This is a genomic window from Bordetella bronchialis (assembly GCF_001676705.1).
GTDB classification, from domain to species: domain Bacteria; phylum Pseudomonadota; class Gammaproteobacteria; order Burkholderiales; family Burkholderiaceae_B; genus Bordetella_C; species Bordetella_C bronchialis.
On record NZ_CP016170.1, the window covers coordinates 4,955,216 to 4,970,373 of the forward strand.

General features: G+C 69.5%; 13 protein-coding genes. 7 read left to right on the plus strand and 6 right to left on the minus strand.

The features are described 5' to 3' along the window. Nucleotides 1-8 precede the first annotated feature (8 nt). Complete coding sequence (locus BAU06_RS21735; protein WP_066355426.1) at nucleotides 9-1,718, plus strand: protein kinase family protein; 1,710 nt, start codon at nucleotides 9-11, stop codon at nucleotides 1,716-1,718. Between the two features lie 166 nt (nucleotides 1,719-1,884). On the opposite strand, the gene BAU06_RS21740 is transcribed toward BAU06_RS21735, so the two are convergent. The 5 genes from BAU06_RS21740 to BAU06_RS27355 form a co-directional block, all read right to left on the minus strand. Further along, nucleotides 1,885-2,223, minus strand: coding sequence for a DUF4148 domain-containing protein (locus BAU06_RS21740; RefSeq protein ID WP_066355428.1), 339 nt, complete (start codon nucleotides 2,221-2,223; stop codon nucleotides 1,885-1,887). A 293-nt stretch (nucleotides 2,224-2,516) separates the two neighbouring features. Next, a complete protein-coding gene (locus tag BAU06_RS21745; RefSeq protein WP_066355434.1) occupies nucleotides 2,517-3,884 on the minus strand; it encodes an MFS transporter in 1,368 nt (455 codons plus the stop codon). A gap of 71 nt (nucleotides 3,885-3,955) precedes the next feature. Then, nucleotides 3,956-4,459 carry a peroxiredoxin gene (locus BAU06_RS21750; RefSeq protein WP_066355438.1) on the minus strand — a complete coding sequence of 168 codons (504 nt, stop codon included), beginning with the start codon at nucleotides 4,457-4,459 and terminating at the stop codon, nucleotides 3,956-3,958. Nucleotides 4,460-4,570: 111 nt separating this feature from the next. Continuing rightward, nucleotides 4,571-5,464, minus strand: a complete 894-nt coding sequence (locus BAU06_RS21755; RefSeq protein ID WP_066355440.1) for a dienelactone hydrolase family protein — start codon at nucleotides 5,462-5,464, stop codon at nucleotides 4,571-4,573. Nucleotides 5,465-5,520: 56 nt separating this feature from the next. Beyond that, entirely contained in the window at nucleotides 5,521-9,489 is a 3,969-nt protein-coding gene (locus BAU06_RS27355) for a DUF748 domain-containing protein (RefSeq protein ID WP_066355444.1), read from the minus strand. Nucleotides 9,490-9,667: 178 nt separating this feature from the next. Between BAU06_RS27355 and moaC the strand changes: the two genes are divergently transcribed. From moaC to BAU06_RS21795, 6 genes are all read left to right on the plus strand, one after another. Then, entirely contained in the window at nucleotides 9,668-10,159 is a 492-nt protein-coding gene (gene moaC / locus BAU06_RS21765; protein ID WP_066355452.1) for a cyclic pyranopterin monophosphate synthase MoaC, read from the plus strand. A gap of 380 nt (nucleotides 10,160-10,539) precedes the next feature. Next, nucleotides 10,540-11,736 carry a membrane-targeted effector domain-containing toxin gene (locus BAU06_RS21775; RefSeq protein WP_156770308.1) on the plus strand — a complete coding sequence of 399 codons (1,197 nt, stop codon included), beginning with the start codon at nucleotides 10,540-10,542 and terminating at the stop codon, nucleotides 11,734-11,736. A gap of 148 nt (nucleotides 11,737-11,884) precedes the next feature. After that, nucleotides 11,885-12,136, plus strand: a complete 252-nt coding sequence (gene moaD, locus BAU06_RS21780; protein ID WP_066355477.1) for a molybdopterin converting factor subunit 1 — start codon at nucleotides 11,885-11,887, stop codon at nucleotides 12,134-12,136. 6 nt (nucleotides 12,137-12,142) lie between these two features. Then, nucleotides 12,143-12,628 (plus strand): molybdenum cofactor biosynthesis protein MoaE, encoded by a 486-nt coding sequence (locus tag BAU06_RS21785; RefSeq protein WP_066355480.1) that lies wholly within the window; start codon nucleotides 12,143-12,145, stop codon nucleotides 12,626-12,628. Then, a complete protein-coding gene (moaB, locus tag BAU06_RS21790) occupies nucleotides 12,625-13,173 on the plus strand; it encodes a molybdenum cofactor biosynthesis protein B (RefSeq protein ID WP_066355483.1) in 549 nt (182 codons plus the stop codon). The genes BAU06_RS21785 and moaB overlap by 4 nt, the downstream gene beginning before the upstream one ends. Nucleotides 13,174-13,300: 127 nt before the next feature. Then, the gene (locus BAU06_RS21795) at nucleotides 13,301-14,506 is read left to right on the plus strand and encodes a molybdopterin molybdotransferase MoeA (RefSeq protein ID WP_066355486.1); all 1,206 of its coding nucleotides are present in this window, start codon (nucleotides 13,301-13,303) and stop codon (nucleotides 14,504-14,506) included. On the opposite strand, the gene mobA is transcribed toward BAU06_RS21795, so the two are convergent. After that, nucleotides 14,501-15,145 carry a molybdenum cofactor guanylyltransferase MobA gene (gene mobA, locus BAU06_RS21800; RefSeq protein WP_066355489.1) on the minus strand — a complete coding sequence of 215 codons (645 nt, stop codon included), beginning with the start codon at nucleotides 15,143-15,145 and terminating at the stop codon, nucleotides 14,501-14,503. The two genes, BAU06_RS21795 and mobA, sit on opposite strands and share 6 nt — an antisense overlap. Between the last annotated feature and the right edge of the window lie 13 nt (nucleotides 15,146-15,158).

Consider the following 15,158-nt stretch of genomic DNA (forward strand, 5'->3'; position numbering starts at 1 on the left):
AGCCGAACATGTCCCCTGCCTCCGCCTCCCTGTCCACGCGCGACCCGGAAACGCTGGCGCGCCACGCGGCCGCCGGCGGCATGGCGCCCGATCGCGTCCGCCGTATCCTGGCCGACCTGGCGCCGTCGCTGCGGACCCTGCATCGCGCGGGCCTGGCGCACGGCGACATCGCGCCCGCCACCATCGGCCTGGACGAAGCCGGACGCGCCTTCCTGCTGACGCCGCCGCTGGAGCCGGCGGCCAATGCGGAACACGCGCCGCGCCGCAGCGGCTACGCGGCCTTCGAGCAATACACCGACGATCCGGATACGCCCTGCGGGCCCTGGACGGATATCTATGCGCTGTCAGCCACGGCCTGCGCGCTGCTGACGGGCCAGGCCCCGCCTTCCGCCCTGGCCCGTTGCGTGCGCGACGAGTACGTCCCGCTGGCACGGCGCGACGGGGCGGACGAACAGGACTTCCGCGCGGTGCTGGACAGCGGCCTGGCGATGGACGGGCGCGCGCGGCCGCGCGATATCGCCGCGTTCGCCCGCGCCCTGGGGCTGGACATGCCGGATAGTCCCGCCGGCACACGGCCAGCCGTGCCGGGCGACGGACGCGATGCCCGCCTGGGCAGCCTGGAAGATGCCGATGGCCTGGAAGCCACCGCCGCCGGGCGTACCGGGGATACATGGCCCCCTGGCGAGAACGGCGCCCCTGTGGCGGCGCCGGCGGACAGGCCGCGGGCGCACGGCGTCGCCCTGTACCAGGAGGATCCGGACCGCGAGGCGGCCGTCGCGGCCGCGCAATACGACGCGGCGGTCGCCTCCATCCATGCGCCCCGGGACGGCGAGCCCCAGCGTACCGCCCGCGGCCGGATGCCGCCGCGGGCGCGTCCGCCGGCGCGCCAGCGTCCTCCGCTGCTCATGGTGCTGGCCGTCGTCGTGATGGTGGGGGCGGTCCTCTATGTGTGGCTGCGTCCGCAGCCGGCGCCGGGGACGAGCGTCGCGGCCAGGGGACCTGGCAGTACCGCCGCGCCGTCTGCCGGGACCGGCACGCCCGCGGCCGACCCGCGGCCGGGCGGAAAAACCCAGGCCGTGGCGCAGGCCGGCGCACCTTCCACCGCGCCCAGCGCCTTCGATCGGGCGAACGCCGCCCTCGGCGATCCGGGCGGTACTGGCAACCCGGGGAATTCCGCCACGCCTGGCAACTCGAAGGGCAGCGAGACCTTGCCGACACCGACCGGCGCGACGAGCCGGCCACCCAGCAACGGGGCCACCACCATCGATGTCGTCACGGGCGAGCTTGCCGCGCCCGCCCTGGACGGCGACGGATATTTCAATCCGCTTCCCGGCATGGCCGGTAGCGGAACGGCCAATCACAGCGCGGCTGGGATCGGCACGGCGGCTAATCGCCCGACCGGTGCCGGCACGGGCGGTAATGGCACGGGCGGTAATGCCACCCCGGACGGCGGCAACACGGGGGCGAGTGCGCCCCGCGCCACGGCAGCGGTCGCGCCGGCAAGCAAGGCCCCCGTGCCCGTCGCCGTCGCCGTCCGCCCCTGGGGCGAAATCATCGTCAACGGGAAATCGCGCGGCGTGAGCCCACCGCTAAGCAGCCTTACCCTGGCGCCGGGCAAGTACAGCATCACCATACGCAACAACGCCAGTCCCGACGTGCACCAGAACCTGACGATTACCGGGGGCAAGAGCGCGATCATCTCGCACACTTTCAACTGACCGGAGCGCCCGCGCCGGCGTGCCGCCGGCACGCCGGCTGGCATACCTCGCTCGAACGTCTGCCCATGCCCCCGGCGGAAACACATCGGCCCCGTACGAGACGGGGCCGATATCCACGCGGCGATCGCCGCGGTAAAGCGTGGCGGGCGTCGAATCCCGCGCGTGCTTACGCACCTTGGAAGGGCTGGTTGTCCAGATCGCCGAAGGCGATGCTGGTCGTCGTGTTGCCGCGGTCGATGTCGGCGATGACTTGCGCACGGGTCACGCCGCTATCGGCTTGGGCGACGAAGGGCGCGTTGTTGGGTTCGCTGTTGCCCGTCAGGCCGGCCACGCGGGCTTGTTGCAGCTCGGCGACGACTTGGGCGCGGCTCACACCGGTATCGGCCTGGCCGTAGACGCCTTGGAAGGGCGTGTTGTCCGAATCGCCGCGCGGGGTGCCCGCTTGGGCCGCGCCGATGGCGGCGAACGAAAGAATCAGAGCGGAAACGATGGTCTTGGCTTTCATGGCAGTACTCCTTAGTCCTGGTTGAGTGATTCGGGACGGACACCCCGGAGCGGGAGGGGGTAGGAACTTCGAGGTGTCCGTTGCTGTTCCCGATGGACTGAATTCTGCGCCGCCAAGCTCTAGGGATAAACCCTAGGATGAGGAAATGATATTTCCATAAACCTGAATAATCCCACCGCGCCGGGTCGACGCTATCGCGCCGATAGAAAATCCCAATTCCCCCCGATGGCCGCCGTCGGCGGCTCCGCGGCCAGGCGCGGCGGCCGGCGCCGGCCCGGATAACGGCGCGCCGCCTAGACCCGCGTCTCGTCCTCGGCCGCCGCTTCCCGGGCCCTTGCTTCCTCCGTATCCGCTTCCGCCGATGCAGCCCGGGGCGGTTCCACGACCCCTGGCTGCGGTTCGACCATGACCAGCTCCTTGATGTCCGGATCCACGCGCGGATCCAGCGTCGCGGCCGCCGCCGGCGAGCTTTGCAGCGCATCCGGCATGGCCTGGAAGTGCATGGGCGCCTCGTCGACCTGATGTTCGTGCGTCACCCGCAGCGGACGCACGGTCAGGACCAGGACGGCGGCGCAGGCCGAGATGAACACGTAGTACATATTCGGGCCCGCCAGCGACATCAGCCCGCCCGCGATCAGCGGCCCCACGCAGGCGCCGATGCCATAGGCCATCAGCAGGATCGCGCTGAGTCCCACGCGCCGCTCGGGCTCGACGTGATCGTTGGCGAACGCCGCGCCCAACGGATACAGCGTGAACTGCAGCACCCCGAACGCGCAGGACAGGAGCAGCAGCAAGGGAAACGGTATGGGCAGCCAACCCCACAGCAGGGCGGGCAGCAGCGTCAACAGCGCCGCGTTGAAGCGGATCAGGCCCGCGCGATTGACGCGGTCGGAAATCCAGCCCATGGGAAACTGCGACAACAGCCCCGCCGTCACGGCCACCGCGACATACACGGCGGCCTGCGCCGTCGAAAAACCATGCCGCGCCGCATACACCGGGGCCAGCCCATAGAAACCGCCGGACAGCAGGCCCGCCACGAAAAGCACCGTCAAGGACAGCGGCACGCGCCGGGCGAAGAACTTCAGGTCCAGCGGCGCCGGCACCGGCGTGGCCGGATGCGACCGCGCGGTCAGGGCCACCGGCACCAGGCACAGGATCTGGAATATCGCGACCAGGGTCAGCGGCCGCAGGTCCAGCGTGGCATACAGCGTCAGGGACAGCTGGCCCAGCACCGTGCCCAGGCCCGACATCAGCATGTAGACCGAGAACACGCGCCCGCGCAGGCGATTTTCGGTCTGCTCGTTGAGCCAGCTTTCCAGCACCATGAACTGCGTCACCATGGCGATGCCGGCGATGAAGCGAAACCCCAGCCACAGCGGCAGGAGCTCGATCGATGCCTGCGCCAGCACCATGACCGCGGCGATCGCGGCACAGGCCACGAAGGCGCGGATATGGCCCACACGTATCAGCAGCCGATGCCCCAGCCGCGCACCGCACACCAGCCCCAGGTAATAGCCCGCGATCAGCGTGCCCACCCAGAACGGACTGACGGACTGCGCGGTCAAGCGCAGCCCCATGAATGTGTTGAACAGCCCCGTGCCGCACAGCATCAACAGCGCCGCGGTGTACAGGGAAGAAAACGAGGAGATCGTGGCGAACATAATGCCCTTAAGCGCGAGAGCCGCACACGGCGGCTCTCGGGATGGCGGTACTCAGGATGCGGGGCCGCGCTTCAGCATTGCGCCAGCATCGTCGCGGCGTCGCTGACTTCGAACTTGCCGGGCGCCTCGATGTTCAGCGTCTTGACCACGCCATCGTCCAGCACCATGGCATAGCGCTGCGAGCGCACGCCCATGCCGCGGCCGTTCAGGTCCAGTTCCAGGCCCAGGGCCTTGGTCCACGTGGCCGAGCCGTCGGCCAGCATGCGCACCTTGCCGCCCGACTTCTGCTCGCGGCCCCAGGCGCCCATGACGAAGGCGTCGTTGACGGACACGCACCAGATCTCGTCCACGCCCTTGTCCTTGAAGGCGGCCGCGTTCTGGATGAAACCGGGCAGGTGCTTGGCCGAGCAGGTGGGCGTGAAAGCGCCCGGCACCGCGAACACGACGATCTTCTTGCCCTTGACCAGGTCCGCGACCTGGAAATTGTTGGGACCCAGCGCGCAGCTTTCGGTCTCGGTTTCGATGAATTCGGTCAAGGTGCCGTCCGGCACCCGGTCGCCGACTTTGATGGTCATTGATATCTCCAGTGAAACAAGGGAAAACGCCTTTCAGGGCGGGCGTCCCGGCATTCCGGGACCGCCTGCAAGGTCCGTGCCCCGACCGCATGGGCGGGCGCGGACCCGTGGTCACGTTTGCGACGACGGTGCCAGATTATGCTGCGAAAACCACTCCAGCATCCGGCCCCACGCCTGCTCGGCCTGGGCCTTGCGATAGCTGGGCCGGTAATCGGCGTGGAAGGCATGGCCCGCGCCCTGGTAGACGTCGATGACGGAAGCCTTGGCCGCCGCCGATCCCTTGGCCAGGGCCTCGCGCATGGCGGCCACGTCATCCTGCGTGATGCCGGTGTCTTCCGCGCCATAGGCACCGCGCACGGGCGCATGCATATCGCCGGCGATGTCCACGGGGAACTTGGGCCGCAGCGTGTCGTCGCGCTTGCCGCGCAAGGCCCCGTAGAAGGCCGCGCCGGCCTTCAGGCCGCGATTGTGGGCGGAATACAGCCATACGAAGCGCCCGCCCCAGCAAAAGCCCACGATGCCCAGCATGGCCGGATCGCCGTCATGGCTGCCTGCCCATTTGGCGGTGGCGTCCAGGTCGCCGATCACCTGCGCATCGGGGATCTTGCTGATGATCTCGGCCTGCAGCTTGGCGATCTCGGTGTATTTCGTCGGATCGCCTTGCCGGGCGAAAAGGTCGGGCGCGATGGCCTGGTAGCCCACGTGCGCCAGGCGCCGGCAGACGTCCTGGATATATTCGTGCACTCCGAAGATTTCCGGCACGACCAGCACGGTGGGCAGGCGGGTGGCCTTTTCCGGGCGCGCGCGGTAGGCCCGCATATTGCCGCCCGCGGCGGGGATCTCCACCCAGCCGGCGGTCAAGCCCTTGGCGTCGGTCTTGATGGCGGTCTGGGCCATCACCGGCCCGGCCGCCAGGCAGAAGCCGGAGGCCGTGGCGGCCGTGAGGAATCCGCGGCGGTTCAGGCGCAGCGGCGGCAAGAGGCTATCGAGGTGCTTGTCGTCCATGCTGGGGACACTCCGTTCACGTTCGAATGCCGGGACCGCCCCGGCGGGCGCGCTGCTCAACGCTTCAATGAAAACTCCACCCGGTTCGGCGGTCCATCGTCCTTAATGCCTTCCGCCGACAGTTTGGGCGCCACCATGAACACCCGGTCCATGGGCGCGCCATCCTGCTGCAGCTGCTCATAGGCCGCCTGCGCCCGCGCATCGGCCAGCCTGCGCAGTTGCGCTTCGCCGGCGGGGGCGGCCTGCCTGAGCAGGGTTTCCATCTGTTCCGGCGGCAGGGATTTCGCCATGCCGATGAAATTGCGCGGCTTGTTCTCGATGTCCGCATTGTCATAGGCCGCTTTCAGGTACTTCGCGCGTTCGGCATCGGTCAGCGGCGCATCGCCGTCCAGGCGGCCGCTCTTGCCCGTGGCGCGCGAGCGCGCGATGCGGATGCGCGTATCCACCCAGGCCTGGCGCAGGCCGGCCTCGTCGGAGACGGGATCCGCCCGGCCGGCGATGTCCATCTTCAGCGAGGGGCGGTCCGCCAGCGCGGCCGCCAGCTTCTTGAGTTTTTCCTTGCCGTCATCGGTCAGGGTGGAAGTGCCCGGCGCGAAGGCGATATAGGAAAGCTCGTCGCCGCCGCCGAAGGCCGACGCCAGCAGGCTGAACGGCGAGGTGACGGCCTTGACGACCAGGTTGCCGATGACACGCAGGATGATGCCGCCCACCGAGAAGCTGGGATCGTCCAGCGAACCGGAGATCGGCAGGTTCACATCGATATTGCCCGAGCGGTCTTTCAGCAATGCGACGGCCAGCATGACGGGCAGCGTCGTGGCCTGCGGGCTGTCGGTTTTCGGGCCGAAGGTCAGCTGGTCCAGCATGACGTGGTTGCTGGCCTGCAACTGGCGGTTCTTGATGCGGTACTCCACGTCCATGGACAGCTTGCCGCGTTCGATGGGATAGCCGACGTACTTCGCCGAATAGGTCGTGAAGCGCGGCAGGTCCACGCCGCGGGCGGAAGCCTGGATGTCCAGCGTCAGGAACTTGGCGAAAGGCTGGACGATGCCGCTGATGGTCAAGGGCGCGGTGCGGTAGACCCGTCCCTTGATGCTGACCTTGGCGGGCTTCGGGTCGGTGGAGGACACCGCCGACACCGAGCCTTCGATGGCCGAGAGCTCCGCCGTGTAATTGGGCCGCACGAAGCGGTCGTTGAACGTGGCCCGGCCGTTTTTCAGCGTGATGCTGCGCACGGCGATGTTGGGCATATCGGACGCCGGCTTGGCCGCGGCCGGTTTGTCCTCCACCGGCCGCGAGGACCGGGCCGGCGTGGTGCGCGCCGGCGGCGCGCCCGGGGCCGGCGTGTCCTGCGTGATCGACCGGCCGGCCTGGCCCGGTTCGGCCACCAGCTCCAGCACATTGAGCTGGCCTTGCGAATTCAGCAGCACGTTGCCGTAGAAGTTGTCCAGGGTGACGTCGCCCAGGTCGATGTCCGGCTTGCCTCCGGCCAGCGATATCGCCATATTGCGCAGGCTGAGCTGCCGCCACGCCAGGAAGTCCGCGCGGTTGACCCGGTCCTGCAGGTTCAGGTCGTCCACGTCCACGGCGCCCTTCCACGTCACCTTCATGGGCGAGGCGGCGCCATTCCCGGGCCTGCCGGCGGCGCCGCCATTGGTGGCCGCGGCGAACTCCACGTTGCCCTTGGCGCCCAGCCGTATCGACCGCACCGTGGCATTCAGCCGGGACGCGACATAGGGCGCCAGCTGCGCCACATTCAGGTTCGAGAGATCGATGCTGGCCTTCACCGCCAGGGGCTGCAGCGTGAAACTGCCTTGCGACGCCAGGTTGCCCTCGCCCAGCAAGCCGGCCGCGCGCAGGTCGAACCGGGAAGCCCCCGATCCCAGGACGAATTTGTCCATTCCGAACGACAAGGTCTTCAGCGCCACCGTAATGGGCGGGTTCAGCGTCTCGTCGCGCGCCGACACGCCGGCCAGGTCCAGTTTGATGTCCGAGGCCTGGATGGCGTAGGTGCCATTCAGGTCCTTGACGTCGACCTTGGCCGCGGCGCTTGCCGTGCCGCCCAGCAGCGTGACGGGCGCCGCGCTGCGTACCGCGCTGGCAAAGGGCGCCAGCGGCAGGCGCGCCGCCTTGGCATCCAGGTTGAGCGCCAGCGGCTGGAGTATCACGCCGCCGGTGGCCTGCAGCGTCGCGCCGTCCGGGTTTTCCGCGCCGAGCTGGATGGCGATGGGCCGGTCCTTGGGCTGCGGCAGTTGTACCTGCGTGACCGACAGGGACAGCTTGTCCAGCGTGTAGTCCAGCTTGGTGGCCGCGTCCCGCAGGCGCAGCTGGCCATTGGCGACGGCGATCTTGTCGACGTCGATGTGCCAGGGATCGGGCTCGACGGCGGGCGCGGCCGCGGACGTATGCTCCGACGGTATATTCGCCGGCGGTGCCGTCGCGCCCGGTGCAGTCGCGCCCGGTGCAGTCGCGCCCGATGCAGTCGCGCCCGGTGCAGTCGCGCCCGGTGCAGTCGTGCCCGGTGTAGTGGCGCCCGGTGTATTCGCGGCGGGCGGATGGGCGGTGACGGCCGCGTTGCCCCGGCCCGCCGCCGGAGCGGCAGGTGCCGGCGACGCCCCGGCGGCCGCCTCGGGCGCCGCCTGCGCGGTCCGCACGCCGGCGGCGGCGACCGGCGGCACGGCGGCGGTCTTCACCGTGCTGACTGGCGCCGGCCCCTCCGTCTTCGCGCCCGCGCCCAGGCGCTGCAGCTTGTCGACGACATCCAGCCAGTTGATACGCTGGTCGGCGTAGCGGCGCGTCTGGATCCGCAGATCCACCAGTTCGATGTCGCCGACACGCACGCGCCGCTCCAGCGGCAGCGCGTCCACGCCGCGCACACTCAGGGCCTGCCACGCCACCAGGCTCTCGTCCGAGGCCTCGCGCAGGTCGAGCTCGCGCAGGCTCAGCCCGCCGGTGATGCGCAGCTTGGGTACGGCGTCCTTGGGCTGTTCGAAGACGATGTGCAGATCCGAATCCAGCAGCCCCCGGGTCAGCTTGACCGGCAGCGGCACGCCCCAGGCGTCGGCCCATTTTTCCAGGTCCAGGCCGCTGAACACCACATCCAGCGTCGAGCTGGGCGTGACGTCGAAAGGCCGCGCCGTGCCGTTCAGGTCGAAGGGACTGCCATTGATGCGCGCGTGGAACTTGGGCACCACATCGATGTCGGTGGCGTAGCCGAAATTGGAGATGAAGGGCACGCCCAGCGCGATCTCGTCCACCACCTGCTTGCGGCCCGTGACCTGGTCGTCCAGCGTGATCGCGCCGCCTTCCAGGCGCATATTGTTCAGGGAAAAACGCGGCAGGCCGGTTTCCTTTTCCGGCTTCGGTTCCGGCTCGCCTTCACCCAGTTGCGCGAGCTTCTGCTGCACATCCGTGAAATTGAAATGCGCCTGCCCGTCTCGCACCAGCGCCAGGCGTGGCTCGCGCAGCACCAGCGCGTCCACGACGGGCGCCAGCCAGAACAGCGATTTCCATGAGGCGCTGACGTCGGCCTCCGCCACGGTCAGCAATGGCGGCGCGCTGGCCGTTCCGGCGCCGGCGGCTTGCGTGCCACCCGATTGCGGGCCACCCGATTGCGTGCCACCCGATTGCGTGCCACCCGATTGCGCGTCGCCCGGCTGCCCGCCGCCCGATTGTGCGCTTCCCGATTGTGCGCTTCCCGATTGTGCGCTTCCCGATTGTGCGCTTCCCGATTGTGCGCTTCCCGATTGTGCGCTTCCCGATTGTGCGCTTCCCGATTGCCCGCCGCCCGCCGCCGCCACCACGATATCGTGGACGCGCAGCGTCAACGAGAAGGGATTGAACGTAATCTTGCCGACCTGGACGTCGCGTCCCAGCATGGCCGCCACATCGCGCGTCAAGGCGCGGCGCGTCAATTCCGGCACCTGCCATGCGGCCAGGGCCAGCAACAGCAGGATGACCGCCACGACCGCCCCTGTGATCCGCAAAAACCGCCGCGTGAATCGAATCCGGGGCAAATACGAGGGCATCCAGCATCTCCTGTACAAGTTGCGGCAATTATCGCCCCCGGGGCCGGATGGCGTCCATTATCATAGGCACCGCCCGAGCCCGTTTCGGGGCGCGTTTAGGTGCAACATCAAGCGATTACGTTCCGGGCTCGATTTCGTTTCAAATTGAACAGGTCCGCGCCCAGCGGATGCAGCCAGCATGTCCACGACTCCCCCCGCCTTGAGCCACCTCGACGAATCGGGCCAGGTCCGCATGGTCGACGTCGGCGGCAAGAACGTCACCGCGCGCGTGGCCATCGCCGCCGCGCGCGTCCGCATGAACGCCACCGCCTACGGCCTGCTCACCCAGCCCGGGCAGGGCAAGGGCGAAGTCCTGAACACCGCACGCGTAGCCGGCATGCTGGCCGCCAAGCGCTGCGCCGACCTGATCCCGCTATGCCACAGCCTGCCCCTGTCCTTCGTTGGCGTGGACTTCGCGCTGGACGACGCCACGCACAGCATCGACATCCGCGCCACCTGCCGCACGGATTTCCGCACCGGCGTCGAAATGGAAGCCATGACGGCTTGCAGCGTCGCCGCCCTCACCGTCTATGACATGTGCAAGGCGGCCGACAAAGGCATCGTCATCGAGCAGGTCCGCCTGGAGTACAAAGCGGGCGGCAAAAGCGGTGAATGGCGGGCAGATGGCTGATTTGCGCCGCGCATAGCGGCGCGTCCCCGCCGCCGCGGATATTTATCTGTCCTTTTCAAGTTCGACGGACACCCTTGCCGGCCTTTCCCGGTCAGGGACTCCTGAACGGCTCCCCTTCGTCGCGCGCTCGCCCGGCACCGCTCGCCCGGCGCCCCTCGCCGGGCCCCCGGCCGGGCGCCGCCAGCCGCGGTGTCCCGATGCCGGGCGTCGCCGAGCAGGCGTTCCTGAGCAGGCCGCCCTGGCCGGGCGCCCCTCGCCAGGCGCCCCTAACGGGACGCCCCTGACCAGGCGCCCCGGGCAGGACCAGGACCAGGGACACACGCCTAAACAGGAATGTCCGCCGATGACGCGGGGCCCAGGCCCGCTCCAGGAGGACAGCAATGAACGTCGATTCCAACTCGTCCATACCGCCGCTGCCGATGCGGATCGCCGGCGAGCCGGCGGGGCCGGGCAGGCCGCCGGCCATGGCCGAGCCTGGCTCCGCCCACCCGCGCCACCGGTACGAAATCCCGCCGGACTACCTGCAGGCCGCGGCATCGCTGGCCCATCGCTGCCTGGCCCGCGACGAAAAAGCCTTCCATCCGGACGCGGCCCCCAACCGGGATGCCGGCCGCGACGACATCATGCGGGGGGTGCGGGAACAGCATCGCGCCAGGCAGCGCATCCTGCGCCAGGACGCTGCCGCCTTTTTCGCGGGGCTGGACAAGGCGGCCCTGGCCGCCTCGCGCCGCCCATTGGGCGGCCTGCCGTGTCCCACGGGCATGGATGCCGCGCAGCTGGAGGCCGCCTTCGCCGGTCTGCTGGAGGCCTGGCCCGGCCTGGTGATGGGACAGGTGCGCTTCCAGGTCGGCGCCCGGAAGCTGCTGATGGAAAACATGCGGGCGCTGAAGGCCATGGGGGTGGAGCGCCTTTACATGGAGCATCTGCTGTCCGACCTGCATGGCCCCCAGCTGGACCGGCTGTACGAGTCCGCCCATAACGAAATATCGATGGACCTGGCCGAATACATCCGCATGCTGGAAAAGCCGGCGCGCTTCCGCTATTGGATCAACGCGCGCACCAACGAGGCCTACGCCCTGGACATGCTGGTGGCGGCGGCGCACCGGCATGGCATCCGCGTCATCGCGCTGGATTGCGCGGCCAGCTATTTCCCGTCCGGCGACGCGGATGCCGGCCAGCGGCCGGGGCGCATCGCGCTGCTGAACTTCCTGTCCCGCCAGGTGATCGGCGAAACGGAAGAAACCGACGGCACCGGGCCGGCCCGCGCCGGCCGTCACGGGGGCAAATGGATAGCCCTGGTCGAGCGTACCCAGTTGAACCAGGTCGACGACATCCCCGGCCTGCCCGCGCTGATGGGGGTACCCGGCATCCGTGTCCAGGACGGGCGGACCAACCGCCTGGGGCCGGACCCGGGATGCGCCCCGGAACACTCCGATACCCACGGCGCCTGGCCCGACGAACACCCCGGCACCATCCAGGGCGATGCCCTGCTCGAAGTCGATGTCTTCCCGCCGCCGCCGCGCCGGATGGGCCCGGCGGGCCACGCCGGCGCGTCCCCCCGTCCGTCGACGGAGTAGAATGCGGATGTCCTGAGAACCGGTGCGTTCACGGCCGGCACCGCGTCCGTTCCCGCCGCCACGCCGGCGCGGCAGGGCACAGTATGCAGACGATTTCGGGCCGACGGCCCAGAGGTGCGCGGTGAGCGGAGACCATGTGAACCCCGGCATGAACCCGGCCATCCAACTGCTGTATTTCGCGCGCGTGGCCGAACTCACCGGCCGCCGGGCGGAAGCCTGGACGCTGCCCGCGGAAACCACCACGGGCCTGGACCTGCTGGAAAGCCTGCAACAGCGCTACCCGCAGCTGGCGCCCGCGGCGCGGCTGAAGCTGGCCGTCAACCAGACGCACGCCAAACCCACGGTCACCATACGGGCGGGCGACGAGGTCGCCATCTTCGAGCCCGTCACCGGAGGCTGAACCGCCATGGTCGTCGTACAGGAAGCCGACTTCGACGCGGCGGCGCTGCACGCCGCCCTGCGCGAGCGCGCCGGTCCCGGTGCGGGCGCCATCGTCACCTTCACCGGCTACGTCCGCGACTTCTCCGCGGAACAGGCCACCGAAACGCTGTTCCTGGATCACTATCCGGGCATGTGCGAACGCGAACTGCAGGACATCGGCGACCAGGCCATGCGGCGCTGGCGCGTCATCGATTTCGTCATCGTGCATCGCGTGGGCGCCCTGTCCCGCAATGCCCAGATCGTCTTCGTGGGCGCCGCCAGCGCCCATCGCGGCGACGCCTTCCGCGCCTGCGAATACATCATCGACGCGCTGAAGACGCGCGCGCCTTTCTGGAAGCGCGAAACGCTGGCCGGCGGCCGCAGCTTCTGGGTGGAACAACGCCAATCGGATCATGACCGGACCCAGTCCTGGGATGCCGGCGGCAGCGCTTCATCGAAGGAAACCCCATGAGCGAGCTCAAAGAAGAGAAAAAAGCGTCCCTGGCTTGCGCCGTGCTGACGGTCAGCGACACGCGCACCGCGGGCAACGATACGTCGGGCAACTGGCTGGCCGAAACCCTGGCGCGCGACGGCCACGATTGCGTGCGGCGCGACCTCGTGAAGGACAACGTCTACGAAATCCGCCGGGTCGTCAGCGACTGGATCGCGGATACGCGGGTACAGGTCATCCTGATCACCGGCGGCACGGGCTTCTCGCACCGCGATTCCACGCCGGAAGCGGTGGCTGCCCTGCTGGACAAGGAAATCACCGGCTTCGGCGAACTGTTCCGCCATGTTTCCTACCAGGAGATCGGCAGCTCGACCATCCAGTCGCGCGCCCTGGCGGGCTATGCCAACGATACGGTGATCTTCTGCCTGCCCGGCTCCACCGGCGCATGCGAGACCGCCTGGAACCACATCCTGCGCGAGCAGCTCGACAGCCGCCACAAGCCCTGCAATTTCGCCAGCCACCTGCAGAAGAAAGCGCTGGAGTCCAAGGAGCGCGCCGGCCGCTAGGCCGGGCCCCCATCCGCCACCGTCCGCGGCGCGCCACCGGGCCGCGCCCTGCCCGGCCGCCCACGCAACCCGGCGGCCACGCACCGCTTCCCTGCGTGGCCGCCTTCGACACGCGAGCAAACACGACATGCTGGATTTCGACGACGCACAGACCCGCCTGGCCAACGGCGCGCCGCTGCCGCGAGCCACCACGGAAACCCCTCTGCGCGAGGCCGCCGGACTGGTGCTGGCCCGCGACCTGACCGCCACGCTGGACCTGCCCCCCGCGGACAACAGCGCCATGGACGGCTACGCCCTGCGCCATGCGGACTATCGCCCGGGCGCCACCCTGCCCATCGACCAGGTCGTCTACGCCGGCCAGGCGCCCGGGCCGCTGGCGCCCGGGCACGCCGCCCGCCTGTTCACCGGCAGCCTCATGCCGCCCGGCGCGGACACCGTCGTCATGCAGGAAGACACCAGGGTGGTCGGCGACCGGCTGGAAATCACCCAGGCGCCGCGCGCGGGCCAGCATGTGCGCCGGCGGGGCGAGGACACCGCGGCCGGCAGCCCGCTGCTGCCCGCCGGCACGCGCATCGGGCCGGCCCAGATCGCCCTGCTGGCCTCGCAGGGCATCGCCAGCGTCGTCGTGCACCCGGCCGTGCGGGTCGGCATCCTGACCACCGGCGACGAACTCGTGGCGCCCGGCCAGCCGCGCGAGGCGCACCAGATCTACAACTCCAACGGCGCCATGATGGCGGCGCTGGTCGAAGGCATGGGCGCCCGCGCCACGCAGGTCCTGCATGCCCAGGACACGGAAACCGCGCTCCGGTCGGCCTTCCAGAAGTTGGCGCAAGACTGCGACATGATCGTCAGCATCGGCGGCGTGTCGGTGGGCGACAAGGACCTGGTCAAGCCCGTGCTGGAAAGCCTGGGCGCCGAACTGGACCTGTGGCGCGTGCGCATGAAACCCGGCAAGCCCGTGGCCATGGCCCATATCGACGGCAAGCCCGTCGTCTGCCTGCCCGGCAATCCGGTATCGGCCTTCGCGGTGTTCACGGTACTGGTGTCGCCGCTGCTGCGGCGCATGCAGGGCCGGCGCGACCTGTTCCCGCCGGTCAGCAGGCAGCGCCTGCGCACCGACTCGCCGCGCCAGGACAGCCGCGAGGAATTCCTGCGCGTGCGGCTGGCGATCGACGATGGCGGCGTGGCGGGACTGCAGCCCTTCGACCGCCAGGGCTCGGGCGTGGTCAGTTCGCTGCCCTGGGCCACCGGACTGGCGCGCATACCCGCGGGCCAGACCGTGCGCGACGGCGAAATGGTGGCCTATTACGACTTCCAGCACTGGCTGTCATGATCCGGCGCGGTCGGCGTCGGCCAGTTCGCCCGCGGTGTTCACGTTCATGAAGGCATCGGGCTGGTCGTCGAAGGGCACTTCGACGCAGCCCACGCGCGACTGCCAGGTATCGACCTTGCGGCCGCCCTCGGCCAGATAGCGCAGCAGGTCCGGCAGGAGCTCGCGGGACAGCAGCATGCATACCGGCTGGCGCCTGCCGCCGCTGCACGCCACGGCCAGCCGCGCGCCGGGCCCGTGCAGGCGCAATGCCTGGCGCAGGCGCGCCACCATATCCTGCGGCAGGAAAGGCACATCGCAGGCCGTGGTCGCCATCCAGGGGCAGCGCGACGCCACCAGGCCAGAGGCCAGGCCCGCAAGAGGTCCTTGCCATTCCCCATGCGCCGGGTCGTCGGCCACCACCTTGCCGTACTCGGCATAGCGTTCCTGGTTACGGTTGGCGCTGATCAGCAGCGCCCCGACTTGCGGCGCGAAGCGCGCGGCCACGTGCTCGACCATCGGGCGGCCCCGCAAGAGCACGCAGCCCTTGTCCACATCGCCCATCCGCGAACCGCGGCCGCCCGCCAGTATCAGCCCGGCGATCCGCGCCGTATCGATGGCATCCTGCCCCGCACCTTCCACCCGTTCCGTCTGCGCGTTCATGCAAGCCTTCCTC